At 38.8% G+C, this 13,681-nt stretch carries 15 protein-coding genes and 1 riboswitch; of the genes, 7 read left to right on the forward strand and 8 right to left on the reverse strand.

All coding sequences use genetic code 11. The annotated features are described in order from the left end of the window. Window positions 1-194 precede the first annotated feature (194 nt). Complete coding sequence (locus WKH56_RS30930) at window positions 195-947, forward strand: lipase family protein (RefSeq protein WP_053074090.1); 753 nt, start codon at window positions 195-197, stop codon at window positions 945-947. A 24-nt stretch (window positions 948-971) separates the two neighbouring features. Here the strand turns inward: WKH56_RS30930 and WKH56_RS30935 are convergent, their stop codons facing one another. Beyond that, window positions 972-1,460 carry a DinB family protein gene (locus tag WKH56_RS30935; protein ID WP_014461888.1) on the reverse strand — a complete coding sequence of 163 codons (489 nt, stop codon included), beginning with the start codon at window positions 1,458-1,460 and terminating at the stop codon, window positions 972-974. A gap of 346 nt (window positions 1,461-1,806) precedes the next feature. On the opposite strand from WKH56_RS30935, the gene WKH56_RS30940 reads away from it, so the two are divergent. After that, the gene (locus tag WKH56_RS30940; protein WP_014461889.1) at window positions 1,807-1,962 is read left to right on the forward strand and encodes a hypothetical protein; all 156 of its coding nucleotides are present in this window, start codon (window positions 1,807-1,809) and stop codon (window positions 1,960-1,962) included. Between the two features lie 132 nt (window positions 1,963-2,094). Here WKH56_RS30940 and WKH56_RS30945 read toward each other — a convergent pair whose 3' ends face one another. Next, window positions 2,095-2,619: a type 1 glutamine amidotransferase domain-containing protein gene (locus WKH56_RS30945; RefSeq protein ID WP_013055087.1), complete on the reverse strand. Its 525-nt coding sequence runs from the start codon at window positions 2,617-2,619 to the stop codon at window positions 2,095-2,097. 305 nt (window positions 2,620-2,924) lie between these two features. Here WKH56_RS30945 and WKH56_RS30950 point away from each other — a divergent pair, with 305 nt between their 5' ends. Further along, window positions 2,925-3,347, forward strand: a complete 423-nt coding sequence (locus WKH56_RS30950) for a DoxX family protein (RefSeq protein WP_014461891.1) — start codon at window positions 2,925-2,927, stop codon at window positions 3,345-3,347. A gap of 67 nt (window positions 3,348-3,414) precedes the next feature. On the opposite strand, the gene WKH56_RS30955 is transcribed toward WKH56_RS30950, so the two are convergent. The 4 genes from WKH56_RS30955 to WKH56_RS30970 all read right to left on the reverse strand — a co-directional run bounded on the left by WKH56_RS30955 (window position 3,415) and on the right by WKH56_RS30970 (window position 7,192). Beyond that, window positions 3,415-4,578 carry a M20 family metallopeptidase gene (locus WKH56_RS30955; protein WP_063248475.1) on the reverse strand — a complete coding sequence of 388 codons (1,164 nt, stop codon included), beginning with the start codon at window positions 4,576-4,578 and terminating at the stop codon, window positions 3,415-3,417. A 229-nt stretch (window positions 4,579-4,807) separates the two neighbouring features. Continuing rightward, window positions 4,808-5,605, reverse strand: a complete 798-nt coding sequence (locus WKH56_RS30960; protein ID WP_168761418.1) for a HoxN/HupN/NixA family nickel/cobalt transporter — start codon at window positions 5,603-5,605, stop codon at window positions 4,808-4,810. Between the two features lie 133 nt (window positions 5,606-5,738). Continuing rightward, window positions 5,739-5,921: riboswitch (cobalamin riboswitch) on the reverse strand. A 105-nt stretch (window positions 5,922-6,026) separates the two neighbouring features. After that, on the reverse strand, window positions 6,027-6,446 hold the full coding sequence (locus tag WKH56_RS30965; RefSeq protein ID WP_014461895.1) for an organic hydroperoxide resistance protein: 420 nt from the start codon (window positions 6,444-6,446) through the stop codon (window positions 6,027-6,029). A gap of 152 nt (window positions 6,447-6,598) precedes the next feature. After that, on the reverse strand, window positions 6,599-7,192 hold the full coding sequence (locus WKH56_RS30970; protein WP_033580715.1) for an undecaprenyl-diphosphatase: 594 nt from the start codon (window positions 7,190-7,192) through the stop codon (window positions 6,599-6,601). Window positions 7,193-7,382: 190 nt separating this feature from the next. Here WKH56_RS30970 and WKH56_RS30975 point away from each other — a divergent pair, with 190 nt between their 5' ends. From WKH56_RS30975 to WKH56_RS30990, 4 genes are all read left to right on the forward strand, one after another. Beyond that, on the forward strand, window positions 7,383-8,075 hold the full coding sequence (locus tag WKH56_RS30975) for a response regulator transcription factor (RefSeq protein ID WP_063248477.1): 693 nt from the start codon (window positions 7,383-7,385) through the stop codon (window positions 8,073-8,075). 3 nt (window positions 8,076-8,078) lie between these two features. After that, window positions 8,079-9,425, forward strand: coding sequence for a HAMP domain-containing sensor histidine kinase (locus tag WKH56_RS30980; protein ID WP_048021629.1), 1,347 nt, complete (start codon window positions 8,079-8,081; stop codon window positions 9,423-9,425). A 72-nt stretch (window positions 9,426-9,497) separates the two neighbouring features. Further along, window positions 9,498-10,073 (forward strand): PepSY domain-containing protein, encoded by a 576-nt coding sequence (locus WKH56_RS30985; RefSeq protein WP_048021630.1) that lies wholly within the window; start codon window positions 9,498-9,500, stop codon window positions 10,071-10,073. A 133-nt stretch (window positions 10,074-10,206) separates the two neighbouring features. Continuing rightward, window positions 10,207-10,746 carry a PepSY domain-containing protein gene (locus WKH56_RS30990; RefSeq protein WP_048021632.1) on the forward strand — a complete coding sequence of 180 codons (540 nt, stop codon included), beginning with the start codon at window positions 10,207-10,209 and terminating at the stop codon, window positions 10,744-10,746. A 37-nt stretch (window positions 10,747-10,783) separates the two neighbouring features. On the opposite strand, the gene WKH56_RS30995 is transcribed toward WKH56_RS30990, so the two are convergent. Both WKH56_RS30995 and WKH56_RS31000 read right to left on the reverse strand, forming a co-directional pair. Beyond that, window positions 10,784-12,061: a DUF445 domain-containing protein gene (locus WKH56_RS30995; RefSeq protein ID WP_048021634.1), complete on the reverse strand. Its 1,278-nt coding sequence runs from the start codon at window positions 12,059-12,061 to the stop codon at window positions 10,784-10,786. A 127-nt stretch (window positions 12,062-12,188) separates the two neighbouring features. Further along, the gene (locus WKH56_RS31000; protein ID WP_013055076.1) at window positions 12,189-13,544 is read right to left on the reverse strand and encodes an amino acid permease; all 1,356 of its coding nucleotides are present in this window, start codon (window positions 13,542-13,544) and stop codon (window positions 12,189-12,191) included. Between the last annotated feature and the right edge of the window lie 137 nt (window positions 13,545-13,681).

Raw genomic sequence — 13,681 nt, forward strand, 5'->3', positions numbered from 1 at the left:
TAACAATAAAACTCTAAATTAAAACTTTTTTTTAGTTAAAATACACAAAAAAACTTATAAAATCCTCAAAAACATCCAACGATGAACCGTTTACATTCCGTAATTATCGCTTTCAAAAGAGAGATATCTGCACCTTTCTTATCAGGAACACATAGGCTATAGGAGTTACTTTCTATTAGAAGGTGTGAAAAACAATGATGAGAATAGAGCCTTTATTTTATCGTCCTTTAGCTCTAGACCTTCTTTATGCGTGCGTCTTAGCTTATAAGCAATACGCACAGGGAGGCACATTTGATGTACCTGAAGGCTACCGGCTTATTAAATCGTTTAAAGCTTCTGCCATAGGGGTTCAAGAATGGTTTGGTTTTATTTTAGAATCTGATGACTCTATCGTAATTGCCTTTCGAGGAACTCAATCTGAGGCAGATTGGATTGCTGATGCTCGCATTAAGCAGCGCCCTTATCCATACAATCAACAAGCCGGTCTCGTCCACGAAGGTTTTTTAGCCGTTTACGAATCATGCCGTGATGAAATTTTTGAAACGTATCAGTCCCTTACCCCCAAGCCACTTTATATAACGGGGCATAGCCTAGGTGGTGCACTCGCTGCTCTTCATGCCTTAGATGTCGCCACAAACGCATCTTTTCCAGAGGTTACAATGTACAACTACGGAGCTCCTCGAGTAGGTGATCCTCAATTCGTTCAAACATACACAAATCTTGTTTCAAATAGTCGCTGCTTTGTTAACACGACGGATACGGTTCCTAAAATCCCTCCGAAGCGACTCTATTCCCCTTCCACAAAGCAAACAATTTATTACGATCAAGACCCTCTTCAACTCTCATTTACCATTCAAACAGGTTCTACCGTAGGGAACCATAATCCCCAAACGTACAGTGTTGGCATTTGGATGATGTCGGATTATCCTATTTTGGTCCAAAAATAAAAAACAGGCGGAAAGCCTGTTTTTTTATGCACCGATTGCTGCTTTGATTTCTTCTATTTGTTCTTGATGACGCTTTTCGTGATAACCAATAAAGTCAATCCATTGCTTTAAATCCATTAACCCAAATACAGGGTGTGGAAATGATTTTTGCTTTAGCTTATCTTCACTTGCTGTTTCTTCTAACTCTGCTAAAGCCTCTCTTGATTCTGCCAGCTTACTCTTCATTTCTTCTAATGTCTGCTTTTCATTAGAAGGCGTAACTTGAGCCGGTGCATCTACTTTTCGCGAACGGTCTACCGCTAAATGAAACGGCTTATCTTCAGTGGGCTGATCTACACCGTTTTCTAACTGATCCTTTACACGTGAAACAATCATGCGCTCCATCAAATATAAATGTTCTAATACTTGCATAACGCTCCATGTATTAGATGCTGGCTGCTGATTTAATTGTTCGTATGTTAATGATTCTACACTGTTCAATACATCATTTCGAAACTGTTCATTTTTGTTCATTTTTCATCCTCCTCTAGGATTCCTCTAACTTATCGTACCAAAAAACTCTTCCATATAAAAAAGATATCCCTTTACTTAACCTTGTTTTAACTGCAATTGTTTCACGTGAAAAAATCATATTTTCTATTTGACATTGGTTAACCAGGGTGTTATATTTAGATTTCTGGCTTTTCTTTAAGAGCTAGACATAGTGAAAGTAACTTGAGAGGATGTATCGTACAATGCAAGGTAAAAATACTGGCATTCGACACATGTCTTTGAACAAAACTTATTCACACTGGATCGGCTTCGGAGCCGTAAGGATGCAAGAGAGGTAGGGCTTGCGTCGTTTAGGTTAATCGATCATGTGGAAAAACAAACCGCGGCAATGGATGAAATCCATGCAAGCACAATCAATGCTAATTGTGCCCTAACAACAACGAAACATACAAAAACCGTAATCATGGATTTTATAAAGAAAGTAATCATTTTGTTTTTACACTTGCAAAAAGCAAGTTACTGATAAGAAACACGAACAAAAGCGAGCAGATGCATCTGCTCGCTTTTTTAATGATGATTTTTTATTTACTTTATCATTTCTTTTTTTAGGGAATCTTATAAAAAAGCCAAAACCAATATGGTTTCGGCTTTTTTCTTATTGCTCTGCTAGTACATCAGCAAATGCTTTTGCATAAGGAGGAAGGTCTGGCGGACGGCGACTTGAAATGATGTGGCCGTCGATTACGACTGCTTCATCATGCCAAATAGCTCCCGCATTTTCCATATCATCTTTGATTCCTGGCGTACTTGTTACGTTTCGGCCATCTAAGATTTTTGCAGAGATTAATACCCATCCTGCATGGCAGATTTGGCCGATTGGCTTTTGCTGTTCATCCATATGACGAACCATTTCAATTACTTCAGGGTAGCGGCGCAGTTTATCCGGCGCCCAGCCTCCAGGTACTAAAATAGCGTCATATTCAGCTGGATCAACATCTTTAAATGCGTAGTCCGATACGGCTGGAACACCGTATTTCCCCATGTACGTTTCGTTTGCTTTTTCTCCAACTAAATGTACTTCTGCTCCTTCTTCGCGAAGACGCATCACTGGATACCATAGTTCTAGATCTTCAAAGTCTGCACTAACAAGCGCAATAACTCTTTTATTTTCTAAGCGCATCGTAACACCTCCGCCATCAGTATAGCATGTTGGAGAATAAGATTGAAAATAAGGAACTAAATTGTACATAATTAAAGGATTTTTCAAGTGCCCTTCAGAAATTTTTTGTATGCCAAATGGTCTAATTTTATATTTTCACTTGACTGGGGACAAACACCACACTACAATGTGTAGTGTAGTATTCATAATGTTGTAAAATTATCCAAATAAGAAAGACTTTCTGATTTAATTGCTACATTTCTTTTTTCGGGCTTTCACACTACATAATGTAGTGTTTTTCAAATACACTTAAAGGAGGAAGTAAAGTGAATAAAAACGTCGAAATTGGTTCACTTATTATTCGTTTAGTATTAGGTTTTACATTTTTAGTACACGGCTTTCAAAAATGGCAAGGGGGAATTGAAAATACAGTAGGGTTCTTCGATAGCTTAGGAATCCCTGGTTTCATGGCATATATTGTTGCAACGATTGAACTTGTAGGTGGTATTCTTATTATTCTTGGTTTAGCAACAAGAGTCATAGGTGCTTTATTTATAGCAGTAATGCTCGGCGCTATTTTCACAGCCAAGCTTAAAAGCGGATTTGTTGGCGGATTTGAGTTTGATATCGCCTTAATTGCCATGTCTGCTCACCTATTTCTTGCAGGAAGCCAGTTCCTTGCTCTTGATAAAGTGGTATTTAAAAAGAAAGAAACTGCTTTTTCTCTTCAAGAAGAAAGCAGTAAATAAAAAAGAAAGCTTATACTCTCCCAATATAAGCTTTCAGGTTAGTCCCGCCGTTTGAGGCGGGCTTTTTTTATATTTGAAGCAGTAAATTCGCAAATAAAGAAGAGCGCTCGGACAACGTATCAATTTGAATATGTTCATATTCCGCATGTATTCCTTTTCCGCATGCTCCTAATCCATCCAACGTGGGAACACCAATGGCCGCTGTAAAATTGCCATCACTTCCGCCGCCAACAGCCGCTTCTTCTAATTTCATACCCAGTTTGGCCGCGATTGACTGAGCGCATTCAAATAACTCTTCCGTTTGTTTAGACTTCACCATCGGAGGACGGTTCATGCCTCCCGTTACTTCGAGCTTTATCCCTTTTAAGATGGGTGTTAAGTTCAAAATAATATCCGTCATACGTTTCGCTTCTTCTTCTGTAGAAACACGTAAATCTACGTGTGCTTCTGCATATTCAGGCACTACATTTGTACCGCTGCCTCCCGTAAATGTTCCAACGTTCACCGTTGTACCTTTTTCATAATCGGTTAAGCCCTGCAAGAAAATCACTTGGCGCGCAAGCTCTTCAATCGCATTGATTCCTTCTTTGTGGTGATTACCCGCGTGTGCTGCTCGTCCCCATACTTTTACGGTGAAAATTCCCGCTCCTTTGCGCGACGTTTTTAACGCACCTGAACCCGCCACCGCCGGTTCTGCTACTAGCACTGCTTCACTTCTTTGTGCTTCTTCTTCAATGTATTTTTTAGAAGAAATTGACCCAATCTCTTCATCCGAATTGCAGAAAAACACAATTTTTTTATCGAGCGATAAGCCAAGCTCTTGAATCGCTTTAATCGCCCATATAGATTGCACAATGCCGCCTTTCATGTCTAAAATTCCCGGACCGTACAGCTTGTTTCCCTCTGTTCTTAGACTTAGCCTTCCCTTTTCCCATACCGTGTCAAAGTGACCGATAATTAAAAGCTGCTTTTCTCCTTCTCCAATCGTAAATTTCAAATGGTTTCCTACTTCTTTTTCTTCTATAATTTCGTAGCCTACTCCTAAACGCTTTTGAAACAGCTCCGTTAAATACATTCCACACTGATCTACTAACTCTTTACTGTAGGACGGTGATTCTTTTTTCACAAATCCAACTAAATCTTCAAGCATCTCTTGTTCGTGTTCTTTTAAATAACTAAATACACTTTGTTCTACCATTACCTGACTCAAATCAATTCCTCCTCCAAACAACCCCTGCTGCTTGCATTAAATGCTTTTATTTATCGTACGTATAACTATGTTCTACGTTTCACATAACGACCTTAAATTATCCTTAATTATAATGGTTTTCAGACAATTTTCCATCCTTTAAATATAGATAATACTTTAACTTATTCATAACCGACCGAAAATAGCCATAAACTTCAACAAATTCATACAAAAAAGCTTCAATCTTCAACAGATTAAAGCTTTCGTTTGACTAATTGACATTTATTTTAATATTTTTCCCTTTTGACTTCACACTTACAAAAACAAACATAGACACTAAAAAAACAAACAAAATAACGCCAACCATTTCAAAGTTTACTTCGGCCCATGGATTAAAGAAAGTGAATGCTAAGTAGAAGGACACCCCGTATGCGAGGATAACAATAACCCAGCCCATCAAGCGGGAAGCAGATCGCCCAAACTTACTCGATTCATTCACCATTTTATGTACAATCAGTGAATCGATTGTATCTGTCAGCATCATACCAAACATAAATACTAGTCCTAATAAAAGCGGCGTATACTTGCCTGCGTTCCCTACAGCTAGAGACCACACGGCCGTTTGACTGACCGTTTCGGCTGCTAAAGCGAACAATGCTCCTACAAGAATAATTAAAAAAGGATTCGTTGTTCCTTTTGCGATTTTCGGAATAAACTTCCCTTTTAACCCGCTCAGCTCAAACTCTTCCTCTTTATTTTTGGTTCGAAGCAAATGATATGTGTTTAATGTCCCGATTAGAAAGAGGGAGATAATGGATACCCAGGATGCAAAATGATCGAAATACGATGGAAACGTAAAATTCTTCATCACCACGCCAAGCACCCCGGCCGTGACGGCCACCATTCCTCCGTGACCTAGTGAAAACAGCGTGCCGACCCACGGGGCAAAACGGCTCCCCATTCGCCAATTATATCGGGTCTGGCCATCAATAAAAGCTAAGTGATCTGCATCCAATCCGTGCCTGATTCCTAATAAAAAGACAAGTAAAAAAACTGATAAACCTTCCATTTCCTACACTCCTTTTTTTAAAATAAAACGTAAAAAAGCCTCAATTCTATAGAAATTGAGGATGTGTCGGCATATGAAAATAAACAGCAATTGCTCACTGCGTACCTTGATACACCGCCTCTTTCCTAGAAGAGTCAAGTGTACAGAATAGGTAGGTCTCCTGGCTTGAGATCATCATTTTCTACCGCCTTCCCCGTTTTGAGTGACGATAAGATAGAAAACTCCCTGCTTACAGTGGCTGGACCGCTCGAGATTTGCACTCGATTCCCTGTTACCTCTTACGCTATGTAAGAGCACCTAAACTGTGCGAATAATTCATTTTCTTCCTCATTATACTAGTACCGCTTACAAATGAATAGAGAAAATTCAAATAAAAAATCCCTGCTAAGCTTTACATGCTTAGCAGGGATTTTTAAAGCAATTAAATTACTTCTACCGTTACGTCTACGTTACCGCTGATTGCTTTTGAATACGGGCAGTATGAGTGAGCTAGGTCTACATATTTTTTCGCTGTTTCTAAATCTAAGCCTTCGATATGAGCTTCAAGCGCTACAGCAATTTTTACTCCTTGATCAGCTTTATCTGGAAGCAGCTGAACAGTAGCTTTTACTTCACTGCTTTTGATTTCTACGTTATGTTTTTTCAACATAAATTCTAACGCACTGTTGAAACAAGCACTGTATCCAGCTGCAAATAGCTGCTCTGGGTTTGTTGCTGTTGTTGCTTCTCCACCAAGCGCTGGAGGTGTTGCAACGTCTAGATTAAAGATATTATCTAAAGAATGAACTTCTCCTGTTCTTCCACCTGTGTTAACGACTGTCGTTTCATATAAAGCTTTCATGTATAAATCTCTCCTCTTTTTTAGTAATTTTATTAAAATTTTTTATTTATCGTTTCTGTAATTTAATTGTACACAATTTAATTTTAAAAAACAAGTGTTAAATACATTAAAAATTTTCCAATAAAAAAAAGCCGCGTATATGCGACTTTTTCTTAATAATATTGAGACTGTTCGTCATAAGCTGATTTTCGAAAAATAGACAAGTTAGTAATAGCCCTCATCAGTTTCGTATTAAAAATAACATAATGAATAAACAGCGCCAGCACGCAGCCTAAAACGGCTCCTGTTAACACATCGAATGGATAGTGAACGCCAACCCATACGCGTGAAAATGCAATGAGTGCACCCATGACAACCCACATGCGCCCTGAACGTTTGAAATGCAGCCAAATGGTAAAAGTGATAACTAATGCAGACGTAGCATGATCGCTTGGAAATGAAGAATTCGCGGCGTGATCAATAAGCTGATTCACGTGGTGAGAGATAAACGGACGATCTCGATAAGCAAATAAACTAATCACTTTATTGATAATGACTCCTGTGGCACAAGCACATAAAGCTTGAAATGCTACAACACGGCTGCCGTTTTTATTAATAAGTAAAAACAAGCCGAGTAAAACAATAAGTACATACTGGGCATAATCTGCAAAGAATACCATCAGCGAATCTACAAACTTCACATGCGAGGCGTACTGATTCACCGCATGGAAAATGGTATAGTCTACTGAATTAATAGCTGATAACATAATCGAAATCCTTTCTTATTTTTAAATGTCATTAGCTATCTTATCAGTTTCTGAAGAAAATGAACATTATTTCTCGGGCTATTATTGATATATTTAGTAAATAACCATTGATTTCCTTATCATTTATACACCCCGAATCTCTCCGTGCTATAATGTACGCAACTATACATAGACACAAGGGGGAATTTTTTTGAGTAAAGGCAGAATTTTAATTGTAGAAGATGAGCGCAAAATTGCTCGTTTAATTCAGCTCGAACTTGAACACGAAGGGTACGAAACGGGCATGGCTTATACAGGGACAGAAGGATTGGCAGAGTTTCAAGAACACAATTGGGATTTGCTGCTTTTAGATGTGATGCTTCCTGAACTGAGCGGACTCGAAGTACTTCGTCGCATTCGAGCAAACGATGATCAGACGCCCGTTATCTTATTAACCGCTCGAGACGCCCTTCCTGATAAGGTAAGCGGACTAGATTTAGGAGCGAACGATTACATTACAAAGCCTTTTCAAATTGAGGAGCTTTTTGCACGTATCCGCGTCTGGCTTCGCCATCCTACATCAGCATCTCCTGCTGAAAAAGAACCAGATACTCTGCAGCTAGGAACTCTAGTTGTGAATGAAAAAACGCGAGAAGTCACGCGTGAAAATGAAGCTATTGAGCTGACTCCTAAAGAATATGATTTGCTTGTCTATATGCTTCAAAACAACAATCAAGTGCTGAGCTTTGAACAGCTTCTTACAAACGTATGGGGATTCGATTACTACGGAGACACGAATATTGTATACGTATACATTCGTTATTTGCGCAAAAAAATTGATGCTCCATTTTCAACACCCTACATTCAAACAGTGCGGGGCGTTGGCTATATGCTTAAGGAGTAGCTCATGAAACTGCAAACAAAGATTATCCTTACATCAACTGTGCTGCTTTTTATTCTGCTAGTGATTGCGAACAGCTCGATTTACTTCATTTTCAAGAAAACCATGGAAGACAATGCAATTGAACGTTTGCAAGCAGAAACAAGCAACGTAACAAATGGGCTAAAACAAACAAGTTCGACGGTTAAACAAGCCAATTTGCTTCGTGCCTATTTACCTCCTAACGGAATGATTCGTATTTTACCTAAATCAGGGAGTCCTTTAGTTGTATCGGTTACTGATCAAACGAAAGAGCTTCAGGACCTGCCTTATTCTTATTATTCAAATGAACAAACAACCATCAAAGAAGACGACGGCCACCTATACGCAATTTCGCATACTCCCGTCATTTGGACGGACGGCGAAGTTGTTTCTTTGGAAGTCACAGAACAGCTGGCAGATGTGGAACAATCTCTGCAGACATTAAAATTTATCTTGCTCATTGCCTCTCTTGTTATATTAATTCCGACCATATTTGCCGGACGGCTTTTAAGTAAAATTATTTTGCGGCCTATCAAATCTCTTATTCATACTATGGAAGAAATTCAAGTGTCTCGCACATTTAAAAAAATTGACCTCTCTTCTTCTTCTAAAGATGAGTTAGATCAAATGGCCAATACCTTTAATAATATGATGGATTTATTAGAGGAAAACTATAAAAAGCAAGAGCAGTTCGTATCGGATGCTTCTCATGAATTAAAAACACCACTTACCGTGGTAGAAAGCTATGCCAATATGCTAAAACGATGGGGGATGAAGCGTCCAGATATTTTAGAAGAAGCCATCGAAGCCATTCACTCTGAGTCTTTACGCATGAAACAGCTTACGTCTCAAATGCTGGTGCTTGCGAAAGATGAGTCGCAGTGGGAGCTTCACATGGAACACGTAGATGCGGCGGCCGTCTGTAACCAAACAATCAAGCATCTAGAACAAGCTTTTGAACGAACCATTTATTTAAATATAAAAACGGATCATCCCGTCGTAACAGCGGATGAAAAACGCTTAAAGCAGCTGCTGTACATCCTCTTAGATAATGCCATTAAATATAGTGAAAAAGCAGTGGAAGTAACTATAGCAAGAAGCGAAAGCTTTATGATTACGGTCACAGATCAAGGAATTGGTATCCCAAAAGAAGACTTATCAAACGTGTACGAACGCTTTTTTCGCGTAGATAAAGCAAGAAATCGAGAAACCGGTGGTTCAGGGCTTGGATTATCCATTGCTCGAAAGATTGTAGAAGCCCATAGCGGACGTATTGAGATTAGCAGCGATGAAGGAAAAGGGACATCCGTAACGGTTTGCTTTCCTCTTTGATTTCTCACCGTTTCTTAGAGATTTTTAAGAATTGCCTGCTATACTATTTTTCATAATACTGGAGGTGAATGTATGAAGAAAACGGTGCTTTTTATACTTATTTTTCTTGCCGTTGGTTCAGCTTGCTTTTACGGAATAGCAAAAGCAATGAATCGATCTGATACCATTTTATCCGAGTCTGAAATCAGCCGTATGATTCAGCAGAAATATGGCGGCACAATTGAAAATGCAAGCTTTTCTCAAAAAGATGATGAACCGATTTATCTAATTACTTTGCTTAAAGATGATATTCCATACCACATCACAGTAAATGGAGAAAATGGAGAAGTCCAGTCATTAATCAAACAAAAAGTAGAGAAACAAACGTCTACTCAAACTAAAAATAATACAGAAAAAGAACAAAAAAAGAGCGAGCAGCCACCCGTTTCTCCTACATCCGACGAGCCTCTCATTTCAATGGAACAAGCAAGAGATATTGCTTTACAAAAAGTAAAAGGAACGTTTTCCTCAGTTGAAATAGAAGAGGAAGAAGGCCAAACCTTCTACGAAGTCGAAATTGATCAGTCTAAAACAAGAGAAGCTAAAGTAATGATAAACGCTTACTCTGGGCATGTAGATTCCATCACCTACGAAAATGACGACGACTAAAAGTACAGCGGAAAGCTGTGCTTTTTTTATACACCTTTATTTATTTCTAAGAAAATTTTAAACTTCTTCTTCTTTTCCTTTAAAGTTCATGGGCTAAGATAGTCTTAACAACAAATCAAGGAGGCCGTAATATATGAAAGTTATTACAACCGTTTTAGCCAGTGCAGTATTAGTCGGTGGATTAGGTGCAAGTGCATATGCCATGACGGATCAGTCCAAAAGCAATGACAAGAAGCAAACCAAAACGATTGAAGAAGCAAAGGCAAAAGACATTGCTCTTCAAAAAACAGACGGCGGTGACATTACAAATATCCAATTAGCCGTAGATGACGGCGTTAAACAATATGAAGTAGATATCACAAAAGGTAATAAAGAATACGATGTAGATATTGACAGCAGCAGTGGTAAAATCATTGAATTTGATGAAGACCAAAAAGACGATGAAGATAAGAAAGAAGAGAATCTCCAAAACGCTTCCCCTGCTATTTCATTAGATCAAGCGATAAAAACAGCTTTAAAGAGTGCTAAAGGAACCGTTAACGAAACGGATTTAGACCAAGAAAACAACCGTTTAGTATATGAAATCGAAATTGACACAGCCGATAAACGTGAAGCAACTGTTTCAGTAGATGCCAAAAACGGCGACGTAATCAGTGTAGAAATAGATGATTAATAGAAAAAGCACGCTCCAAAAGGAGCGTGCTTCTTTTTTATACCGCTAATTTAATAACCGTTAACACAATACCAATCAAGAATCCACATAGAGCTCCGTTCACTCGAATCCACTGCAAATCTTTTCCGACATTGTTTTCCATCATATCCACAAGCGTTTCATCATCTAATTTATCTAAGTTTTCTTGAACAAGCTGCCCAATTTTTGAATGATTCTCGTCTACAAAACTCATGATTTGCTTTTGAATAGCCGTATCAATTGCTTCTTGACGCTGTGCATCCCCTTCAAGAGCATCCAGCCAGCTCTCTACGTAAGGAACGGCGTAGCTTTTCATAAATTCAGGGCTTTCAATAAATGCCGCCACTTTCGCTTTCATTTTATCGACGATTTCTGTTAATTTATTCGTTACATTTAATTCATTAATCGTTTTTTGTTTCCATGCTTCTAATTTCTCAAGAAGCTCTTCATTGTGCTCCAAGCCTTGCAGCTCTTTTCTAATTCCGTTTACCAAAGCAAGGCGGTATTCATCCTCTTCGTTACGAAGACGCCCTGTAATAGAAAGCAATAAATTTTGCAAAATAGACCCTAGCTTCTCTTCATTAATCATGCTTTGAAATGATTTGAGAGCAAATTGTAAAATACCATCAAGCTCAATATTATCAAGCGCATTTTTAGCAATACTTCCGAGCTGATACTGCGTTTCTTCTTTTTTAATCCAGCTCTCCCCTTTATTTAAAAGAACATCAAGCGCTTTTTCATCATACTGATTTTTCACCACTTCTCCAACAATCGAATGCACAATAGGCTTTAACTCTATTGCTGAAAGCGATGATTTGAGCTCTTTTTCAATAATAGGAACGACTTTCTCTGTATCCACACGATTAATCGCATCAACAAGCAGTGCGGTTCCTTTTTGTTGAATCGTTTCCGAATGAACACCTTTTCGAACAATCGGAAGCAAACGCTGTGTAAACGCAATTCTTTTTACTTTTTCTTGAATACTTTCTTTTGACAGCCAGTCGTTTTCAAGGGTTGAGACTAGCCCTCTTGTAATACGCTGTCTGTTTTTAGGAAGCAGCGCAGTGTGTGGAATAGGAATGCCTAAAGGGTGACGAAAAAGAGCCGTAACGGCAAACCAATCCGCTAATCCGCCGACTAATCCAGCTTCGAACCCACCTTGAAGCAACCGACCCCAAATTGAATCACCAAAAGGCATGGTGGCAACGAAGCCCACTCCCATAATCGCCAAAGAAATCGTGGCTAAGTGCTTTGATTTCTTCTTTGGATTTGTTGTAAATACATTATTTGATTCCATTGTAGTCCTCATCCTTTATTTATTTAACTAAACATTTCATCTAGAAATATGTAACGTGATACAGAAATTTTCGCAAAAAAAGAAAGACAAGCTTTTACCCTCGTCTTTCTAGTATATTGCCTTTTTGCTATACTTCAAACTTTTTTTCTTTTCGACTTTTATTAATAAATGAAAAAATGAGGAGTACGACCAAGATAACCGCACATACACTGGATCCAATCACATTGTTTTTGTTAAACATAAATGATACAAAAATAACAAGCAGTGCTGCTGTTGCAAAGAGCGTTGTATAAGGAAACCACTTTAATGCGAAAAACGGCTTTTCTTTATACCCTTTACGCAGCTTTAATTGAGCTAAACAAATACTTACCCAAATAAGAATAATCGTGAAGCCGGGAATGGTCATTAAATAACTAATTACATTATCCGGTGTTTTATAAGCTAAAAACACACCCATTAAAATACAAACAGCCGTAATCATCAAACCATTAATCGGAATACCGTTTTTCGAAACTTTCAAGAAGCGCTTTGATGCTTCTCCGCTTTGAGCCATAGCATAGAGCGTACGCGAAGTTGCATACATCCCTGAATTCGCTGCTGATAAAACAGCCGTTAATAAAACGAAGTTCATAATATGAGCCGCACCCGGCAGTCCGGTGATACTAAACACTTGCACAAATGGACTGTCTTGTCCTGATACAGAATTCCAGGGCATAAGGCCGCAAATAATTAAAATAGGCAAAATATAAAAGCCAATCACCCGCCATACTGTGCCTTTGATCACTTTCGGTAACACGTTTTTCACATCTTTTGTTTCCGTTACGGCCACACCAATTAATTCAGCTCCGCCGTAAGAGAACATCACAATTAAAAAGGCACTCAGCACACCACTCATGCCGTGAGGGAAAAAGCCTCCATGAGCCGTATAATTTGCCCAGGGGTTTTGCACATCACTTGGAATCACACCGAATAAAATGAAAGCTCCCAAAATGATAAAAGCGGTAAGAGCAATTACTTTAATACCGGCAAACCAAAACTCAATTTCTCCGTAATACTTAACTTGAAATAAATTCATCCCTACAATCAGCACTGCACAGAGAAAGCTTAAGAGCCAAAGAGGTACAGAAGGGAACCAAAACTTCAAAAAGCTTCCTCCCGCAAGCAGTTCAACAACTGTCACGACAATCCAGTTCACCCAATACAGCCACCCTACAATAAAAGAGGTTTGCGTACCGAATGCCTTATGCACTAAATTTTGTACGTTCATATTCGGATAGACAATTGCCATCTCCGCCAATGCTGTCATTACAATAAATAAGATAAGACCGCCAAATAAATACGCCAGTACCACACTTGGTCCTGCAATACCTAGCGTATCAGCACTACCTTTAAAAATACCTGTCCCAATCATACCGGCAAGCGCAATGAGCTGCACATGACGAGGCAACAGACCTTTTTTTAAATTTTGATCTTGTTTTTCCATGATGCCCGTCCCTTCTGTTCATTTTACGTGTTAGTTTAACCAAATCACTTCTTGCGCAAAAACCCCTACCGGATATTCAGTAGGGGGTGAACCAACACTGTTTTTCTTCTCTATGTTGAATGAAAATGATCTGATTT

The organism is Priestia sp. SB1 (assembly GCF_038898415.1).